A 19734-nucleotide genomic window follows, 5' to 3' on the forward strand; every position below is an offset into this window, starting at 1 on the left:
AAAGAACCCTCCCTCACCGCTGCGGTGAGGGAGGGTTCTTTCGTTTCTCGGACTCAGTTCGCCACGGCCCAGTTCGGATGGGTCGCCCGCTCGATGCGGCCCCGGCAACAATCGATGCTGCACGCTCCGCTGCCGGGCACCAGGGCCTTCGTCCCGGGCAGGGCAGGAGCGTCAATGTCGTCTCCACGCAGCTGAGCGACCCGCTCCTCCACGAGATCGACGAGGCCCTTGACGAACGCGTCGTGGGTGCCCACAGTCGCCACCCGGGTGAAGTCGAGGCCGAGCTCTGCTGCGGTCTCCTTCGCCTCGGTGTCGAGGTCGAAGGCGACCTCCATATGATCGGAGATGAAGCCGATGGGCACGAGCACGACACCGGTCACCCCCTCCTCGGCGAGTTCGGTCATCCGGTCGTTGACATCGGGTTCGAGCCACGGCACCTCGGGCGAGCCGGAACGCGAGCAGTACACGAGTTCGGCCGGAACGCGGTCGGCCTCATCGATGCGCCCCATGAGATGGTCGATGAGCTCCTGGTGCTGGGCACGGTAGCCGTTGGTCGTCGCCTCGGAGGCGTCCTGCATGACGTTGGGGATCGAGTGAGTAACGAAGAGGATCCGGTGCTTGGCCGAGTCCATCTGTCCGACCCTGCTCCGGAAGTCGGTGAGACCTTCGTTCAGACAGTCCGCACAGGCGTCGGCGTAGCCGGGGTGGTTGTAGAACTGTCGGATCTTGTCGATCGCGACGGTGAAGCCTTCGTCCTTGAGCGTGTCGATCGTCTTCGCGAAGTCCTCACGGTATTGGCGGCACGACGAATAGGACGAGTAAGCGGAGGTGTCGATCGAGAGGAACCGTGTGGCACCGTCCTCCGCCAGGGTGCGGACCTCATCGGTGAGATAGGGGTCCCAGTTGCGGTTGCCCCAGATCAGCGGAGTCTCGATTCCGCGACGATCGAGTTCGTCGCGCAGCGCGGCCAGCAGCGCTTTGTTCTGATCGTTGATCGGAGATTTGCCTCCGAAACCGAAATAGTGCTCTCCCACCTCCTCGAGCCGCTCCTCGGGAATCCCTCGTCCGGCGGTGACGTTGCGCAGGAATGGAACCACTTCTTCTGGAGCCTCCGGTCCGCCGAATGACATGAGGACCAGGGCGTCGATGGGTGCAGTCGTATTCACGGTTTCGATCTTACAGACTGCGCCTCGACTCGGCTCGCTGTCCGCAGAGTGAGCCGCACTCACTCATGGTGCAGACGGATCGGCCCGGGCTGCGCCGGCCGCATCCGTGGCCGGTCTCACAGTCGTTCTCTGCCGGCGGTCGATTCGGCCCGTGATTTCGCGACTCGCGCGGAAATCTGCCCGGCACGACGCGCCGAACGTGACACGATCTTCAGGAGACGCGACAAAGGAGCTTAAGGCAATGCGTGAACTGATCTTGAACGGAGTCAACGCAGACGGGACCCATCTGCTGTTGAACGACGAGAACGGGCTTCAGTACCGAGTCGGCCTCGATGAGGCGCTCATCGCCGCGGTCCGCAGGGACCGCTCCCAGTCCAAGTCCGAGGCTCCCGTGCGCCCGAAGGAGATCCAGGCCATGATCCGCGGCGGCATGGACGCCGAGGAGGTCGTGGCCACCACCGGCGCCGATCTCGAATATGTGCGCACCTATGAAGGTCCGGCGATGGCCGAACGCGAACGCACCGCTTACCTCGCCAGCCGTCATCCCATCTATTCCGACCACGATCCCAACGGTGAGCCGACTCCGCTCATCGAGCTGTGCCAGGAACGTCTGGCGATGCGCGATGTCGATATCGAGACCATGGAATGGGATTCCTGGAAGCAGCAGGACGGCAACTGGTACATCCAGCTCAGCTTCACTGCCGCCGACCGTGTTCGCACCGCCAGCTGGCACTACTACCGCCGTTCGCTGACCCCGATCGATGACGAGGCGAAGTGGCTCGCCGATTCCGGCCCCACCGACACCGGACCGATCCCGAACTACGGCAGCGGTGCCGAGCGACAGAGGAACACCGAGGAGGTCGATGTCCTCCCGCGCACCGATCGGTCGTCCGCGTCGATCGCCGCGGACGGACCGGTCCGCCCCACCGCCGGTTCGGCTCCGTCGCAGCAGGCCCGCGATCACCAGGCCGAGACCGGCCGGATTCTGGAGAACCTGCGCAAGCGTCGCCACACCGAAGAGGAGCCGCGGACCCGTCTGCGTGCGGTCACCGAGGATCCCGAGACTCACCCGCAGGGAGCGCACACTGCTCCCGGTCGGCCCGAAGCCGCCGCCGATGACGAGGTCTTCGCCTTCGAGGATGCGGCTGCCCCTGCCGAGGAGCCGCAGGAGCCGACCGAGAAGGTCGGTGTCTTCGACGATGAGAATCAGCTCTCGCTGCTCAATGAGCCCGGGGTGAGCGATCACTCCGATGATTTCAAGGACTCCGCGTCGGCGAAGGACTCGAAGCCGAAGTCGAAGAAGAATTCGCGAGCCTCGATCCCGAGCTGGGACGAGATCATGTTCGGGTCGAAGCGGGACTGACCTCAGACTGCCGAGTGTGCGCCCTCGGAAACCTGTGTGCCGAGGTCTGCCGCACCCGGTTGGACTGTGCCGAGGTCGACGACCTCATCGCCATCCGCGATCAGGCGCCTGTCGTGAGTGACCATGACGACCGTGCGATCGCGGAGGTTCTCGCGCAGGTCGTCGACGAGCAGCCGTGCCGTCTCATCGTCCAAGTGTGCCGTCGGCTCGTCGAGGACGATCACATCGGCGCCGGTCAGCAGAGTTCTCGCCACTGCCAATCGCTGGCGCTGACCACCGGAGATCTCCGTACCGTGGTCTCCGACCCACCGGTCGAGACCCGCGATGTCGGCCCAGTCGCCCAGCCCTGCCGCTCTCAGCGCGCTGACCATCTCGTCGTCTCCGGGCACCGTCTGCCTCGCGAGGGCGAGATTGCCGCGCACGGTGGATCGGAAGACGTGTGCCTCCTGAGGGCACCAGGCGATGCGGCCGACCAGGTCTGCCGGTGAGCGCGTGAGCATATCGTGGCCGACCCCGGTCCGGTCACGGACGTGGTAGCTTCCGGACCAAGGGTCGAGGAACCGCAGGAGCACACTCAGGCTCGTCGTCTTTCCGGTTCCGCTGTCGCCGCACAGCACGGTCCAGCGTCCGCGTTCGGCCCGCAGGTCGAGCCCTGTCACGACCGCCCGGTCGTCCCATCCGACGGTGATCTCATCGAATTCGAGAGCGTCGACGCCGACGAGCTCGGCCGCGGGGTCAGAATGGCGCGACGAATCGTCGTTGTCTTCGACCGTCGTTCCGGCGGCAGGAGCCGATTCCTCGGCGTCGGGTCCCGACACCTCGGCTTCGCGGTCCTCCGCATTGTCTGGATCGGGCAGGCAGTCCAGTGCCGCTGCCAAACCCGGCAGTTGGCGGAATGCCTCGAGTGCCGAGGCGAACACCTCTCCCAAACCCAGGGCCATGAGCGAGAGCACGGCGACGATCTCGGTCGGAGCGTCTGCAGTTGCCGCCAGGATCACTGCGGTGGCGAAGGTGCTCAGTTGCAGCCACAGTTGGGCGAGGCCGTAATTGCGGGCCGACGCCTTCTGCTTCTTCTCGAGGTCGGACTCCAGACCGGCCAACAGGCCGATCACCTCAGTGTCGACACGGTTCGTGGCCAGATCGTCCTTCGCGTTGAGAGCGCGGGTGAGGACGGACAGGATCCGGCTGCGTCCCTCTCGGATTCCGTGTGCCAGGCGGCTCTCTGCCCGGATCACGAGGATCGGGACGATGATGAGGTTGACAGCGCCCAGCAGGACGAACCAGACCAGAGACTCCACATGGAGAAGTGCCGCCGTGATGCTCACACCCATGACGACCAGGACGGAGACGAGCGGCGGGAACAGAGTCCGGGGCACCAGGTCGCGGACGTCATCGGCGTCGGCGACCATGGCGCGCAGCGCCGAGTCCGAGGTGAGCAGGCGCCGATCACTCATCCCCACACGCTCGAAGTGCTCCCACAGTCGAGTGCGCAGTCGCGTGAGGGCGGCGAAGATCGCCGAGTGCAGCTTCAGTCGGCTGGCATAGAGGAGCACGGACCGGCTGAGCCCGAAGAAGCGCACGCCGACGATGGCGACCATGAGCAGCATGATGGGCGGCTGGTAGGAGGCTTCGACGATGAGCCATGCAGACACCGCGGTCAAGGCGATGGCCGCGAGACTGGACGCGCACGCGGTCAGGGCTGCCACCAGCATGGTCGGAGTGAAGAGCGGAAGACTCGAGTTGAGAACAGACCAACGCCGGCGCAGTGCGGCTGTCCGGGCTGCGGTTCCCGTGCGTGCTTCTGTGCCCGACTGCCACTCGGCATCGGTTCGGTCTCGCGACTGCGGCTCGGCACGCATCCGATCCCGCTGCCCACTGCCCGAACCCAGCAGACTCTTCGGACCGGAGTCGTCCCTGGTCCGTGTGGCGGGAGCCTCGGCCGCGTCGTTCCAGTGCTGACCCGCGGCTACGGTCTCCGCCGCAGCCGCAATGTCCGCGGCCTCGGCCCCGTCGATTCGCGTCTTCTCCGGGCGGATCTCGGTGTCGGCCAGGGCACGAACCTGTTCGTCATGGCTGGCGAGGATCACCCGGTGGGTGGCGGCCGCCTCGGCGATCAAGCTGATGACGATGTCGGCATTGTCGGCATCGAGGTGGGCGGTGGGTTCGTCGAGGACGAGCAGCCCGCCCCCGTCACCGAGGCGGTGCAGCACACGCACCAACGCCAGCCTGCGCTGCTGGCCGGGGCTGAGCGCCGCCGTCTGCACCTGCAGATCGGCTGGCAGTCCGGCGGCCGACAGAGCCGTCCGCGCGCGATCCTCATCGAGTCCGAAGAGGTCGAGTTCGGCACCGACGGTCTCAGCGAACATACGCGGAGCCTGCGGCACATACGCGGCGGTCACCGGATCGACGGTCGAGTGCGCGTCTGCCGGCAGACTGCCGACCAGAGCGCTGAGCACAGTGGTCTTGCCGGTTCCCGACCTGCCGCTGATCGTCGTCACGCCCGGCCTGGTGTCGATGGTGCCCGACCAGGTGATGAGTGTGCCGTCGGCATAGACGACCCGCTGCTCGCCCGATCGACCGGTGGTGTTGAGCGCATGTCCCCGGTCGGCCGTCGCCTCAGCGGCAGCCGTCGCCTCGGTGTCGGCCGTCGCCCCGGTGGCAGCCGTCGGCTCGGCGGTTGCCGGCTGAGTCTGTGAAACCAGCGCCTGGGCTCTCCCCCGCGCTTCGCGACCGTTCTCGCTCGCGTGGTATCCGGCCCCGAGCTCCCGCAGGGGGATGAAGCATTCGGGCGCGATGAGCAGGACCAGCAGGCCGTCGGCGAGGTCCATCGTCCCGTTGACCAGGCGCAGACCGATGACCACGGCGACGAGTGCCACCGAGATCGTGGCGATGAGCTCGAGCGCCAGACTCGAGAGGAACGCGATGCGCAGCGTCGACAGGTTCGCCGCATGGTAGCGCTGCCCCAGTTCCCGCAGCCGAGCCGCATGATCACGTGAACGCCCGAGGCCGATGAGCACGGGAAGCCCTTCGGCGAGTTCGGCCAGATGATCCGACAGCCGCTCCAGAGCCGCCAGCGTCGCCGAGGTCGACTCCGCCGTATAACGGCCGATGAGCACCATGAACACCGGAACCAGCGGCAGACATACCGTGATGATGACCGCGGAGAGGACGTCGCTGAAGACGATGCGCACCAGCAGGACGATGGGCACCACGGCGGCCGCGGTCAGGGCCGGCACCACCGTGGTGAAGTAGTCATCGAGATCGTCGATTCCGCGGGTGACCGTGACCGCCGCATTCGTCCGCGGGCGTCCCCGCCCGCGGAGCAGACCCGAAAGGATCGAGCGACGCAGCCCCTGTTTCGATTCAGCGGCCAAGGAGGTGCCCAGACTGCGGTCGAGCCAGAGACCGCCGCCGCGCAGCAGTGCGCCGAGGGCGCCGATGACCACCCACACCCCCGGTGCACTGTGGCCGATGATGGCGCGCACCAGCGCTTCGGCGATGAGGACGATCCCCACCGCCCGGCACAGGGCGGAGAACACCGAGAGTGCCAGCCCCCGCCGACCGGTCGGCAGTTCGAGCAGGATCGACAGGGGCGAGTTCACGATCGGATCGCCACCGGCAGCTTGTGCGCTTCGGGAATGTGGGTCTCGGCGATGCGGCCGAGGAACATCCGGTAGCTGAAGATCTGGTAGGCGATGATGATCGGCAGGATCACGATCGTCACGATGAGCATGACGTTCAGGGTGTAGTCCGACGACGAGGCGGCACCGATCGTCAGCGAGTTCGACGGGTCGAGCGTCGAGGGCAGAACGTTCGGGAAGGCACCGGCGAAGACCGCTGCCAGTCCTGCGATGAGATAGATCCCGTGCAGAATGAACGCTCTCTTCTCGGCTCCGGCGCGCACCGCGAAGTACGCGGCGATGAGGGCGGCAATCGCAATGAGCACCGGAACGACGAGCCAGGTCCGCTGAGTGATCGAGGAGGCGAACCAGATGAGGAACGGGACCGCCGCCGGCAGCATGAGCCTCCCGGCCCAGCGCCGTGACCGCGCCCGGACTTCGCCCTGGGTCTTGAGTCCGAGGAAGATGAGCCCGTGGGCCAGGGAGAAGCCGAGCCCGCCGAGGCCGCCGACGAGCGCCGGCCACGACATCCAGGCGAAGGGTCCGCCGATCATATCGCCGTGATCATTGAGCGGCAGCCCGATGGTCGTCAGCGCCAGCATCGCTCCGATGCAGACGGCGGTTCCGGCCGAGCCCACGGCCACGGCCCAGGTCCAGAAGGACTTCCACCGCTGCGAGTGCCCCTTGCCGCGGTATTCGATGGCCACGGCGCGGAAGATCAGTGCGAGCAGGCAGATCGTCAGGGGAATGTAGAGCGCGGAGAACAGTGAGGCGTACCAGTGCGGGAACGCGGCGAACATCGCTCCGGCCGCGGTGATCAGCCAGACTTCGTTGCCCTCCCAGACCGGGCCGATCGAGTTGAGCAGAACGCGTTTGCTGCGTTCGCTGCGACTGAGGAAGGGCATCATCATGCCCACTCCGAGATCGAAGCCGTCGAGGAAGAGGTATCCCATCCAGAGCACGACGATGAGGACGAACCAGATTGTGGCGAGGATTTCCATCGTGACCTTCCCTCAGTACGCGAACGACAGGACGTCGTCGCCGTTGTCGGTGATCGTGGGCTTCGTATTCGTCTGGTCGAGTTCGGGCATCGCCGAGGCGACTCCGCCCTTGACGTACTTCGTGATCAGGCGCAGTTCGACGACCATCAGAATTCCGTAGACGGTGGCCAGGCTGATCAGTGAGAACAGCAGCATTGCCGGTGTCACCTCGGGTGACAGCGCCGCTTGGGTGTACATATACACCCCGTCGAGCTGGGCCGGGTTCGGAGCCACGACGAAGGGCTGACGGCCCATCTCGGTGAAGATCCATCCGGCCGAGTTCGCGAGGAACGGTGCCGTGATGGCCAGGACGAAGCCGCGGCTGAGCCATTTCGACTCGGGCACCGTGCCCTTGCGGGCCAGCCACAGTCCGATGACGCAGACCCCGGCGGCCAGGGCGCCGAAGCCGATCATCATCCGGAAGCCCCAGTAGGTGACGATCATGATCGGCTGGTAGTCGATCGGTTCACCGGCGTGTTCGCCGTAGCGCGGGTCGTCGGGGATGTGGGTGCCATAGCGCTCCTGGTATTCGGGCAGCAGCGTCGTCACACCGTGGACGGGGGTGTCGAAGTCCCCATTGGCCAGGAACGACAGCAGACCGGGGATCTCGAAGATGTTCTCCACGCCGTCGCAGTCATTCGACGAGGGGTCGGCGATCGTGAGAACGGAGAATTGGGTGCCGTCGTGGCAGGCCGCCTCGGCGGAGGCCATCTTCATGGGCTGCTGTTCGAACATCAGCTTGGCTTGGACGTCACCGGTGATCGAGACGCCGGCGAAGGCGAGGACACCGACGATCGCACCGATGCGCAGGGACTTGATCCACACCGCATGGTCTGTCTTGTCCCGTCCGGGAATCTTCTTCGACGAACCGACGATGACCTTTCCGTCGGCCCCGACGGTGTCGATTCCGTCCTTGCGCCGGTGGTAGAGGTGGTACCACGAGATGCCGAGGAGGAAGGAACCGCCGACGGCCAGGGCGCCGAAGATCGTGTGCGTGAAGGCGGCGATGGCGGTGTTGTTGCCGAGCACCGCCCACACGTCGGTCATCACCGGCCGGCCGTCGACCATCTCGACGCCGACGGGATGCTGCATCCAGGAGTTCGCGACGATGATGAAGTAGGCCGAGATCCATGTGCCGATGACGGCCAACCACAGTGAACCGAGGTGGACGGCGCGAGGCAGTCGGCCCCAACCGAAGATCCACAGTCCGAGGAACGTCGATTCGAGGAAGAAGGCCAGCAGGGCCTCCAGCGCCAAGGGAGCACCGAAGACGTCGCCGACGAAGCGGGAGTATTCGCTCCACGCCATGCCGAACTGGAATTCCTGGACCAGGCCGGTGGCCACGCCCATGATGAAGTTGATGAGGAAGAGCTTGCCGAAGAACTTCGTGCTGCGCAGATACACCTCGTTGCCCGTGCGGTGGTAGATCGTCTGCAGGATCGCCACGAGCATGCCCAGCCCCAGGGTCAACGGCACCATCCAGAAGTGGTAGACCGTTGTGATTCCGAATTGCCACCGTCCGATGAGGACCGGGTCCAGCTCCATGGGTGCTCCATTCAGGTTTCACGCGAGCAATATTTCTACGTCACGTAGAATTCTACAGTTCGTAGAAACACCGCTGTCACGGTTTCATCATTCAAGACTCCCGGTTCCAATTATGCGCGGTGACAAGCGCACCTGGCCAGGGCCGCGACTGGGCCGAAGATCAGGTGTCTGTGTGGAATTCGACAGACTGTAGAGATATACTGGGGCGATCAGACCGACTAAGAAATTGAGGGCGAAAGAACTGTGGGAACACTGGGTGAACTCGAACGCAGCGTCATGGACGCCATCTGGGTCCACGATGACGGGCTGAGCGCCGCCGAGCTCCGGGAAGTCCTCGCGGACCGCGACCTCGCGCTGACGACGGTCCATACGGTTCTGTCTCGGCTCGAGAAGAAGGGCTTCGTCACTCGCGATCGCAGCATCCGTCCGCACCGCTACATCGCGGTCTCGACCCGTGAGGATCACGTGGCGGAGCTGATGACCGAGATGCTGTCTCAGGCACCGGACCGTCAGGCTGTGCTCGCCCGCTTCCTCGGCACCGTCTCGGAGGCCGATACCAAGGCGCTGCGCAATCTGCTCGGGCGCAATCACTCGACGCAGTCCTGACCCAGGCCGGTCACCTCAATGACCATCGTGGGAATCATTCTGGCCGTGCTGGCTTTTCTGCTGGCATGGCCTATTCCTGCGGCACTCGCGCGTTTCCGCGGTGACCCGATCTCCGAGGTCGTCCTGTGGCAGGCCGTCGGACTCTCAGGAGGACTGTCGCTCATCGGCGCCGCTCTCGCTTTCGCCGTCGCCCCGGGCACGACGAGTCTCCCCCAGGGACTCTTCGATCTCCTTCGGGGCAAGGACCACACCCAGCTGTCGCTCCTGGCGTGGATCTTCCTCGTCATCGCGGTAGTCCTCATCGCTCGGCTGCTCGGCTGCCTGGTCCTCACGTTCTATTCGGCGCGGAAGACCCGCCTGCGCCACGACGAGATCCTCCACCTGCTCAGCGAACCGTCGATCGCCTACCCGGACACCCGCATCATCACCACCGATGAAGCCGTCGCCTATTGTCTGCCCAAAGGACCGCGGAAGGGCACCGCGGTCCTGTCCACCGGTCTGCTCAAGGCCCTCGACGAGGACGAACGCACCGCCGTCATCGCCCATGAACGGGCCCATCTGGATTTCCGGCACGATGTGCTCGTCATCCCATTTGCCGCATGGCATCGGGCCCTGCCATACTTCTCGGCCACAGCGATCGGGCTGAATTCGGTGAATCGACTCATCGAGCTCATGGCCGATGATCAGGCGCGTGACCATGTCGATCCGCAGATCCTGGCCCGGGCGGTCAGCTCGGCCGCAGCGATCAGTCCCGAGCATCGCAGCGATCTGTCCGCTCAGCGCGTCCTGCGCCTGTCACGTCCCTTGGATCCGGCGCGGATCCCCGTGCGGCTGATGTCGATCGGGCTGGCAGTTCTGCTTCTGCTCCTGCCGACCCTGCTCATCGTCACACCCTCGGCTTTCGGCATCTGAGCCCGGGGCGAATCTCGGCCCGGGCTCAGATGAGTCGGTGCTGACGCGGCATCGGTGCTGACGCGGTCGTCGCTCTCAGCTGTCGATGCGTTCGGCATCGAGGACGGCGGCGCCGGAGACGATGAACTCCTTGCGCGGTCCGACCGATGATCCCATGAGGAGCTCGAAGGTGTTCTCCGCCATCTCGGCATCGGCCATCGTCACCCGACGCAGGGTGCGCATGCTCGGATCCATGGTCGTCTCGGCCAGCTGGTCGGCGTCCATCTCGCCGAGGCCCTTGTACCGCTGGATCGGTTCCTTGTAGGTCTTCTTCTGCTTCTCGAGCTTCTTCAGCAGAGTATGGAGCTCGGCTTCTGTGTAGGTGTAGATGATGTCGTTGGGCGTTCCGCGCTTCGTCACGACCTCGACCCGGTGCAGCGGAGGCACGGCGGCGAACACGCGACCGGCCTCGACCAGCGGTTTCATATACCGGAAGAACAGAGTCAGCAGCAGGGTGCGGATATGCGCGCCGTCGACATCGGCGTCGGTCATGATGACGACGCGCCCGTAGCGGGCGGCGTCGATATCGAAGCTGCGACCCGAACCGGCGCCGATGACCTGGATGAGCGCCGAACATTCGACGTTGGCGAGCATGTCGGCCAAGGTCGCCTTCTGGACGTTGAGGATCTTCCCGCGGATGGGGAACAGGGCCTGATGATCGGAGTTGCGGGCGGCCTTCGCCGTGCCCATCGCCGAGTCACCCTCGACGATGAACAGCTCCGTGTTCTCCACTCCGTTGTCGCGGCAGTCGTAGAGTTTCGCCGGCAGCGAGGAGGCTTCCAACGCGGTCTTGCGTCGCTGGTTCTCCTTGTGGGTGCGGGCAGAGATGCGCGATTTCATCTCGGCCACGACCTTCTCCATGAGCACGGCTGCCTGCTGCTTCTGCGCGCGCTTGGTCGACGCGAGCACCTCGCCGAGCTGAGTCTCGACGGTCTTCGCCACGATCTGGCGCACTGCGGCGGTGCCGAGGACCTCCTTCGTCTGCCCCTCGAACTGGGGTTCGGCCAGCTGGACGGTGACGACTGCGGTGATGCCGGCGAGCACATCGTCCTTCTCGAGTTTGTCCTTGCCGACCTTGAGTTTGCGCGCGTTGGCGTCGACGGCCTTGCGCATCGCCTTCAGGCAGGCCTGCTCGAACCCGGCGAGGTGGGTGCCGCCCTGCGGGGTGGCGACCACGTTGACGAAGGACTTCAGCTTCGTGTCGTAACCGGTCCCCCAGCGCAGAGCGATATCGACGCCGACCTCGCGTTCGACTTCTTTAGATTCGAGGTGACCCGAGGAGTTGAGGACCGGGACGGTCTCCTTGAAGGTCCCTGTGTTCTGCAGACGCCAGGTATCGGTGATCGGAGGATCGATGGAGAGATGGTCGACGAATTCGGTGATTCCGCCGTCGAATTTGAAGACCTCTTCGCGCTCGGCGATAACGGCGCCGGTCTCGTCTCGGACGACGCCGCGCCGGTCGACGATGCGCAGTTCGAGGCCGGGAACGAGGAAGGCGGTCTGACGGGCACGTTCGACCAGGTGCGGGTAGTCGAACTGGGCCTTGGACAGGAAGATCTGCGGATCCGCCCAGTACTGGACACGGGTGCCGGTGGCTCCGCGCTTGGCCTTGCCGACGATGTCGAGACCGGTCGGTTCCTGGAAGGCTTCGAAGGGGTTATCCGGGCTCGGAGTGCCGGAGGAGTCGTCGAAGCGTCCGGGCACGCCTCGGCGGAAGGACATCTTGTGCACCTTCGATCCGCGGGTGACTTCGACGTCGAGGCGGGCGGACAGGGCGTTGACGACCGAGGCGCCGACTCCGTGCAGTCCGCCCGAAGCGGCGTAGGACGTGCCGCCGAACTTGCCGCCGGCGTGGAGCTTGGTCATGACGACCTCGACGCCGGTCAGTCCGGTCTTCGGTTCGATGTCGACGGGGATCCCGCGGCCCTTGTCGGTGACCGCCACCGAGCCGTCGGCAGCGAGCTCGATGAGGATCTCGGAACCGTACCCGCCGAGGGCCTCGTCGACGGAATTGTCGATGACCTCCCACAGACAGTGCATGAGACCGCGGGAGTCGGTCGTGCCGATGTACATGCCGGGTCGCTTGCGTACCGCTTCAAGACCGGACAGGACGGACAGGTGCCTGGCGCCGTAGCTTTCGTCTTCCACACAATTCCTCTCGTTCGATTAAATTCTAATCGCTGCGCGCGCAGGACCCTATTCTCTGCGCCTCGTGTCGGGAATCCGTCCGAGCGGGCTCGACCATGGGCGCCCCGCAGCTGGAAGAATGGAGCCATGCGCCATCGTCTCCTCGTGCCGAGCCTCCTCGCCTCTGCCGCTCTCTGCCTCCCCGGCCTGGCGGCCTGCTCTCAGGATTCGTCCGCTCCCGAGCGGACCACTCAGGCGACCGAGACACCCGGTCGATCCGCATCTGCCGACGCCGCAGACGGCGACGACCGCGCGACGTCGGAGACCGCCTCGGCGCGGGCCGACGATGTGGATCTGACAGGGAAGGTCGTCGCGGTCGATCCCGGGCACAACGGCGGCAATGCGGACCATCCGGAGACGATCAATCGGCAGGTTCCCGACGGTCGCGGCGGGACGAAGGCGTGCAACACCACGGGCACGTCGACGAACTCCGACTATCCGGAAACCGACTTCACGTGGGCCGTGGCGAAGAAGCTGGAGAAGTCGCTGACGGACGCCGGGGCCGAAGTCGTGCTCAGCCGCGAGGACAACACGGGCGTCGGACCCTGTGTGGACGAGCGCGGGACGTTCGCCGACGATGCGGATCTGCTCGTGAGCATCCACGCCAACGGCAGCGAGTCGAGTACGGTGAAGGGCTTCCACATCATCGTCGCCGATCCCGCTGAGAACGAGACGACCGAGACGGCTTCCGTGGATCTGGCGAAATCCTTACGGAGGTCGATGGGTGAGGATTTCACCCCGAACAGGGCCTATGGACAGGATGCGATCAGCCGGAGGCCGGACCTGGCCGGCCTGAACAATGCTTCGGTGCCCGCCGTCATCGTCGAATGCGGAGAGATGCGCAACCCGTCAGAAGCGAAGCTCATGGAGTCGAGGTCCGGGCAGGAGAAGTACGCCGACGCCCTGTTCGACGGCATCGTCGGCTGGTTCTGAATCGGATACGGAAAACGCCCCTGAGAAGTCCCCAGGGGCGTTTCGCAACTCTCACCTCGAGCAGACCTCGAGACGAGCCTCAGTCCAGGTAGTCGCGCAGCACCTGCGAACGGGACGGGTGGCGCAGCTTGGCCATCGTCTTCGACTCTATCTGGCGGATGCGCTCACGGGTGACCCCGTAGACCTTGCCGATCTCGTCGAGGGTCTTCGGCTGCCCGTCGTTGAGTCCGAAGCGCATGGACACCACTCCTGCCTCACGTTCCGAGAGCGTGTCGAGCACGGAGTGCAGCTGCTCCTGGAGGAGGGTGAAGCTCACCGAGTCCGAGGGCACAACGGCTTCGGAGTCCTCGATGAGGTCACCGAACTCAGAGTCGCCGTCTTCACCCAGCGGGGTGTGCAGTGAGATGGGCTCGCGGCCGTACTTCTGGACCTCGACGACACGTTCGGGTGTCATGTCGAGTTCCTTTGCGAGCTCTTCCGGGGTCGGTTCGCGACCGAGGTCCTGCAGCATCTGGCGCTGCACACGGGCGAGCTTGTTGATGACCTCGACCATGTGCACCGGGATGCGGATCGTCCGCGCCTGGTCGGCCATTGCACGGGTGATGGCCTGGCGGATCCACCACGTGGCGTAGGTCGAGAACTTGAAGCCCTTCGTGTAATCGAACTTCTCGACGGCGCGGATGAGGCCGAGGTTGCCTTCCTGGATGAGGTCGAGGAAGAGCATTCCGCGGCCGGTGTAGCGCTTGGCCAGGGACACGACGAGGCGGAGGTTGGCCTCCAGCAGGTGGTTCTTCGCGATGCGACCGTCATGGATGATCCACTTGTAGTCCATCGTCTCGCGCGGGTCGGTGATCTCTCCGCCGTCGAGCAGGTGCTCGGCGTACATTCCGGCCTCGATGCGCTTGGCGAGGTCGACCTCCTCGGCGGCGTTGAGCAGCGCCACCTTGCCGATCTGCTTGAGGTAGTCCTTGACCGGGTCCGCGGTCGCACCGGCGGAGACGACCTGCTGGGCAGGTGCATCCTCTTCGTCGGCATCGGAGACGATGAAGCCTCCGGCCTCGGCCACGGCGGCGTTCTTCTCCTTCTCTTCCGAGTTCTTCGTCTCGGTCGCCTCGGCGGGGCTCTCCTCGGTGGCCAGGGCGTCCGCGGCCGGTTCGACCTCCTCGGTGGTGTCGATGATGTCGTCGGCCTTCTTCGCCTTGGTCGCCTTCTTGGCTTCCTTGGCGGCGGTGGACTCCGTCGTGGTCGTCTTCGCAGCAGCCGTCGATTTCGCTGCGGTCGTCTTCTTCGCAGCAGTCGTCTTCTTCGACGCAGCTGTCTCGGACTTTGCGGCAGTCGACTTCGCTGTCGCGGACTTCTTGGTTCCGGCAGCGGTCGTCTTCTTCGCAGTGGACTTCGACGCCGCAGTGGTCTTGGATCCACCGGTCGAGGTCGTGCCGGCCGTTCCCTCCGACTTCTCCGTCACCGTTGTGGATTCCTTGTCGACTCTGGGCACGTGTTCACCTTTCGCGAGCGTTGAAACTTCCCCATGCATTCGGACAGTACTAAGACCCAAGTCAAGTGGTCCGCGTACGGTCCGGGGCGAACACGCATAGCTCGCCCATCATGCAATGACTGGGTCAACGCTTAATTTTCTCACGTTATTCCCTGCTTTGCGAATCGGACCTCGAAGGCTCCGCGGCGATCCGTGAGGGTCGATCACTCGGTGACCGCGGCGATCGCACAGCCCGGTTCAGATGGTCGTGCGCTGCGTCTCCGTCAGCCAACGGGGCAGGCACCCCATGTCGACCGCGCCGAGGATGAGTTCGGCCAGTCCGTGTTCGGGCTCGAGCTCGATCGCGGCTTGAGCATAGTTCAGCGCCATCGTCGACCCGCCCAGCGCCCATTCGAACCAGGCGATGACGGCATAGGCGTTGGCTCTCGCCTGCGGGTGCCCGGCCTGCAGGTAGTCCTTGAGGAAAGCGATGGTGAGCATGATGTCTCGCGGCCGCGGCGCACGCGAGGAGAGTCCGACGAGCTGCTGCGCGGCCTGCGCATGGGTGACGACGCGGCGACTCATCGTGCACAGCTCCTCCCCGTCGAGACCGTTGACCACCGACGGCGGGAAGTCCGGGTGGTCGAAGCTCAGGATCATCTCCAGGGCGTCGCGTGACCAGATCTCGACGAGCAGAGTGTCGAGCGCCATCACGGTCGGCAGGTCCATCAGTTCGTGGATGCGCACCTCGTCGATCGCCTCCTCCTCGCACCGCATCACGTCCAAGCGCGGATAGACCTCCGCGAGGACCACGAAGGCCTCGTCCGTGCCCATCCACTCCTCGGCGTGTCCGCGGCGGCTGTCGGCGAAGGCCTCGGCGGGCATCGGTGAGATGACGAGATCCACCGGATCGGCGACGGGATTGGATCCGCCGGCGACGAGCTCCGTGGCACACGCCGAGGTGGTGGCTTCGATCAGCGGCGTGCAGTCAAAGCCGTCCTCGTCGATGCGTCCGAAGTGCTCCTGGTTGACCCACCAGGCGCTGAGGGTGTCGACGCCTCTGGCGGCGAAGGTCATGGCCAACTCGTCGATCGCCGCCCGGATGAGTCCACGGTGGACCTCGGCGTATTCGGCGTCGGCTCCGAGGCCGAAGGCACTGACCGGCTGGTAGTCATCATCGTAGAGAACGAGGAAGACGCCGCTGACCGAGCCGGCGCGCATGATGAGATCGGCGTACCAGCCGCCGCCTTCGGACAGCGTCTGCGCCGCGCTCTCCCGGTCGAAGTCGATGCGCAGCGTCGTCGAACTGGTCTGAGACCCGTTGCCCTCGGTGCCGACGATGACGGCGACGAGGCTGCGTTGCGGGGTGTAGCCGAGAGTGTGAGGGATGATCCCGATGATGTCCTCGGGCGTGCGGGCCGGTGTCTTCACTGCGTCCTCCTTGACGGGGTCGGAACCTGCCGGCTGCGGCGGTTCCGGTGGCTGCGGTGAGGCCCATGCCGTGAGAGGGCCTCCTGTCCGACCCCCACTCCACCCGATCCCGAGGCCGTTCCTCCAGGTCTCGTCCTGCGCCTGTGGACGGGACGATCCTGTCCACAGGCCGCAGATGGATGAGTCACGACCGCTGTCCCCACGAGAATCTGCGCCGAATTGCCTCAATCGCCTCACTGGCATACAAGTGAGGGGTGGCGAAGCGACGGATATACACAGCACCTGGTTCTCAAGTGGTCGACATCTCGACGGGTCAGGCCCGGCTGGAGAAGCTCGACGGCGAGGCCGATTCCTATGTGCTCCATGTCAATGGGGTCCCGTCGTCGTCGATCACGCTGTCCGATCCGCAGCGTCTGGACTTCGAGTACCTGGACTGGATGCGACGCATGATCGACGTCGAGCTCCCGCACCGCACTCTCCGGGTCGCACATATCGGTGCCGCCGGCTGCGCTCTCGCCCGAGCGCTGGACTCGGCACGACCGGGGTCGAAGCAGACGGCGATCGACATCGACGCCAAGCTGCTCGACTTCGCCCGTGACTGGTTCGATCTGCCCCGCTCCCCCGCCCTGGCCCTGCGCGCCGGCGACGGAGCGGTGGAGATCGGGAAGTTCAGAGCCGACACCCTCGACGTCCTCGTCCGGGATGCCTTCGACCACGACTCGGTTCCCACAGCCCTGCAGACGACCAAGTTCTTCGCCTCCTGCGCCGCGGCGGTCAAGGACTCCGGCATCTACCTCGCCAATGTGCCCGACCCCGGCGACCACCGACTTCTCAAGGCCGAACTCCGCGGCCTCGGCGAGCACTTCGCCCATCTTGCCGCCGCCACGGAACCGGCTATCCTCAAAGGACGTCGACGCGGAAATGTCGTCGTCCTCGCCTCCCACTCCGAACTCGACACGGCCGGCCTCGACCGGAGTCTGCGCACCGCCGCCTCCTCCGCGACCTTCCTGGCCGGAACCGACCTGCGCTCCCGCCTGGGCCTGTGACGCCGCGCGCGTGTCCTCGGTTCGAATGTGAGGTACGCCCCGGTGTGAAATGACGCTGCGACTACAGACACCGGGCAAAGTTCGGCATAATTGAATGCCGACCCAAGAAGGTGAGATGACCGAAACTTCAGAAATTCGTGTCGAGCAGACCAAGCTCGACGAGCTCTATGCCCGCCTCGATGCGCTCCGGGAGGAGACGACAGCCCGCCTGGGGACGGTGAGGATCTCCGAGGTCGGAGGCAATCACCAGCACCGCACCGAACGTGATGCCTTCGCGACGCTGTACGAAGATCAGCTCATCCGTCTCGACGGCGCCGAGGAGGGACTGTGCTTCGGTCGCCTCGACATCGTCGATGAGGACGAGCCCACCTATATCGGCCGCATCGGACTCACCGACGATCAGCGTCAGCAGATCCTCATCGACTGGAGGGCTCCGGCCGCCGAACGCTTCTACCAGTCGACGGCCGCCAATCCCGACGGCATCGCCCGCCGCCGTCACCTCGTCACCGCCAACCGGTTGGTCACCGGCATCGAAGACGATGTGCTCGACATCGACGCACTCGATGACACTCAGCGGTCGAACCTCCAGGGTGAAGGCGCTCTGCTCGCAGCACTGACCACCCACCGCACCGGCCGGATGGGCGATATCGTCGCGACCATCCAGGCCGAACAGGACGCGATCATCCGCCGTCCGCTCTCCGGCGTCCTCGTCGTCCAGGGCGGGCCGGGCACCGGCAAGACCGCCGTCGCCCTCCACCGTGCCGCGTTCCTGCTCTACCGTCATCGGGAGCGCATCGCGAAGTCCGGTGTCCTCCTCGTCGGCCCGTCCACGGTGTTCCTCAAGTACATCGAGAAGGTTCTGCCCAGCCTCGGCGAGACAGGGGCCGTCCTGCTCACCCCGGGTCAGCTGTATCCGGGTCTCGACACGGATGCCGCTGATGCACCGGCAGCAGCCGAGATCAAGGGCCGCTCCGTCATGGCTCGGGTGCTGAAGAACCATATTGCGAACTATCAGCGCATCCCCGACCACGACGTCGAGATGCGGGTGCGCTCGCATACGATCGTGCTGCGTCGCAAGGATGTGCAGTCGGCGCGCGATCGGGCTCGTCGCAGCGGAGATCCGCACAATGCCGCCCGCACCGGTTTCGTCACCGGACTGCTGAAGATCCTCGCCGAGGATCTCGCCCGTGAGATGGGGATGGATGCGGCCGGCGAGCGGCTGCCCGAACTGCTTGAGGATCTGCGGTCCTCCGTCGACGTCCGGCGTGCCCTCAACCTCGCGTGGTTCCCCATCGGCCCAGCCGCTGCTCTGCGTTCTCTGCTGGGCAGACCGCACAAGCTCCAGGCCGCGGCTCGCAAGCTCCTCACACCCGCCGAACAGTCGATTCTGCTCGAGCAGCGTCGGGACGAGTTCACGGTCGACGATGTGCCCCTGCTCGACGAACTGGCCGAGCTTCTCGGTTCCGCGCCCCAGCAGACTCAGGCACGGGACGACTCGGCTCGCGAATACGCCGAGGCCGTCGTCGATATGACCGAGACCGGCGGAATGGTCTCGGCCGAGACACTCGCGTCCCGTTGGGAGGAGCAGGGCCCGGCGATGACCCTGGCCGAACGCGCCCTCGAGGACCGGGAGTGGACGTACGGCCACCTCGTCGTCGATGAAGCCCAGGAGCTGTCCCCGATGCAGTGGCGGGTCCTCTTCCGCCGCGTGCCGTCGAAGTCGGCCACCGTCGTCGGCGACCTCGCCCAGTCTTCGCAGGTCGACAATGCCCGCACCTGGTCATCGATCCTCACCGAGTTCGTCGGCGACCGTTTCGCCCTGCAGGTGCTCACGGTCTCCTACCGCACCCCGCAGTCGGTGATGGATCTGGCCAACCGCTACCTGCATCGGCATTTCCCGCAGCTCGAGCTCGTCGAGTCGGTGCGGCAGGGAGGTTCGGATCCGCAGCTGGACTCCTTCGCCGACGAATCCGAGCTGCTTGCCGCCCTCCCTTCCGCGGTCGCGGCCGAAGTGTCCGCCGCCGAAGGTGGGAAGATCGCCGTCATCGCTGATGAGGCGCTCATCGATCCCATCGCCGAGGCGCTCGCGGACTTCGATTTCGGACGGTCGGTCACGGGCTTGGACCATCAGATCGCCCTCATCACCCCGCAGCAGGCCAAAGGCCTCGAGTTCGATGCGGTGATCATCGTCGAGCCCGGCCGCATCGCCCCGATCGGCGGTGAGGAAGGCGTCGGCGGCCTCTATGTGGCGCTGACCCGGACGACGGAACGTCTGCGTGTGCTGGCGTCCGCGTCCACGGAACTGACCGAGCTCTTCTCCGCCGAGGCGGTCCGCCGAGCCGGCTGACCACCCCTATTGCTACCTGACGGCG

Annotated in this window: 13 protein-coding genes; 6 read left to right on the plus strand and 7 right to left on the minus strand. The window is 65.5% G+C overall.

Annotated elements, in window-relative coordinates:
* Positions 1 to 53 precede the first annotated feature (53 nt).
* Positions 54 to 1166, minus strand: a complete 1113-nt coding sequence (locus tag AD89_RS0101000; RefSeq protein WP_025776745.1) for a ferrochelatase — start codon at positions 1164 to 1166, stop codon at positions 54 to 56.
* Between the two features lie 241 nt (positions 1167 to 1407).
* Here AD89_RS0101000 and sepH point away from each other — a divergent pair, with 241 nt between their 5' ends.
* Positions 1408 to 2529 carry a septation protein SepH gene (sepH, locus tag AD89_RS19130; protein ID WP_051504960.1) on the plus strand — a complete coding sequence of 374 codons (1122 nt, stop codon included), beginning with the start codon at positions 1408 to 1410 and terminating at the stop codon, positions 2527 to 2529.
* A 2-nt stretch (positions 2530 to 2531) separates the two neighbouring features.
* On the opposite strand, the gene cydC is transcribed toward sepH, so the two are convergent.
* Genes cydC through AD89_RS0101020 form a run of 3 tightly spaced genes read right to left on the minus strand, consistent with a single transcriptional unit; the run spans position 2532 to position 8734 of the window.
* A complete protein-coding gene (gene cydC / locus AD89_RS0101010; protein WP_025776747.1) occupies positions 2532 to 6131 on the minus strand; it encodes a thiol reductant ABC exporter subunit CydC in 3600 nt (1199 codons plus the stop codon).
* A complete protein-coding gene (gene cydB, locus AD89_RS0101015; protein WP_025776748.1) occupies positions 6128 to 7150 on the minus strand; it encodes a cytochrome d ubiquinol oxidase subunit II in 1023 nt (340 codons plus the stop codon). Before cydB ends, cydC begins: the two co-directional genes overlap by 4 nt.
* Before the next feature lie 12 nt (positions 7151 to 7162).
* Positions 7163 to 8734, minus strand: a complete 1572-nt coding sequence (locus AD89_RS0101020) for a cytochrome ubiquinol oxidase subunit I (RefSeq protein WP_231488335.1) — start codon at positions 8732 to 8734, stop codon at positions 7163 to 7165.
* Positions 8735 to 8977: 243 nt separating this feature from the next.
* On the opposite strand from AD89_RS0101020, the gene AD89_RS0101025 reads away from it, so the two are divergent.
* Positions 8978 to 9340 carry a BlaI/MecI/CopY family transcriptional regulator gene (locus tag AD89_RS0101025; RefSeq protein WP_025776750.1) on the plus strand — a complete coding sequence of 121 codons (363 nt, stop codon included), beginning with the start codon at positions 8978 to 8980 and terminating at the stop codon, positions 9338 to 9340.
* A gap of 18 nt (positions 9341 to 9358) precedes the next feature.
* Entirely contained in the window at positions 9359 to 10252 is an 894-nt protein-coding gene (locus tag AD89_RS0101030; RefSeq protein ID WP_025776751.1) for a M56 family metallopeptidase, read from the plus strand.
* Between the two features lie 75 nt (positions 10253 to 10327).
* Here AD89_RS0101030 and AD89_RS0101035 read toward each other — a convergent pair whose 3' ends face one another.
* Positions 10328 to 12439 carry a DNA gyrase/topoisomerase IV subunit B gene (locus tag AD89_RS0101035; RefSeq protein WP_025776752.1) on the minus strand — a complete coding sequence of 704 codons (2112 nt, stop codon included), beginning with the start codon at positions 12437 to 12439 and terminating at the stop codon, positions 10328 to 10330.
* A 126-nt stretch (positions 12440 to 12565) separates the two neighbouring features.
* Between AD89_RS0101035 and AD89_RS17900 the strand changes: the two genes are divergently transcribed.
* Positions 12566 to 13411 carry an N-acetylmuramoyl-L-alanine amidase gene (locus AD89_RS17900; RefSeq protein WP_025776753.1) on the plus strand — a complete coding sequence of 282 codons (846 nt, stop codon included), beginning with the start codon at positions 12566 to 12568 and terminating at the stop codon, positions 13409 to 13411.
* A gap of 79 nt (positions 13412 to 13490) precedes the next feature.
* On the opposite strand, the gene AD89_RS0101045 is transcribed toward AD89_RS17900, so the two are convergent.
* Positions 13491 to 14945 (minus strand): RNA polymerase sigma factor, encoded by a 1455-nt coding sequence (locus tag AD89_RS0101045; RefSeq protein ID WP_155807339.1) that lies wholly within the window; start codon positions 14943 to 14945, stop codon positions 13491 to 13493.
* A 198-nt stretch (positions 14946 to 15143) separates the two neighbouring features.
* Positions 15144 to 16316 carry a DUF4192 family protein gene (locus AD89_RS0101050; protein WP_025776755.1) on the minus strand — a complete coding sequence of 391 codons (1173 nt, stop codon included), beginning with the start codon at positions 16314 to 16316 and terminating at the stop codon, positions 15144 to 15146.
* Positions 16317 to 16609: 293 nt separating this feature from the next.
* Here AD89_RS0101050 and AD89_RS0101055 point away from each other — a divergent pair, with 293 nt between their 5' ends.
* Positions 16610 to 17362, plus strand: coding sequence for a spermidine synthase (locus AD89_RS0101055; RefSeq protein WP_231488337.1), 753 nt, complete (start codon positions 16610 to 16612; stop codon positions 17360 to 17362).
* A 115-nt stretch (positions 17363 to 17477) separates the two neighbouring features.
* Positions 17478 to 19709 carry a HelD family protein gene (locus tag AD89_RS0101060; protein WP_025776757.1) on the plus strand — a complete coding sequence of 744 codons (2232 nt, stop codon included), beginning with the start codon at positions 17478 to 17480 and terminating at the stop codon, positions 19707 to 19709.
* Positions 19710 to 19734: the final 25 nt, after the last annotated feature.

The sequence above is a fragment of the Brevibacterium sp. VCM10 genome, from assembly GCF_000583215.1.
Lineage (GTDB): Bacteria > Actinomycetota > Actinomycetes > Actinomycetales > Brevibacteriaceae > Brevibacterium > Brevibacterium linens.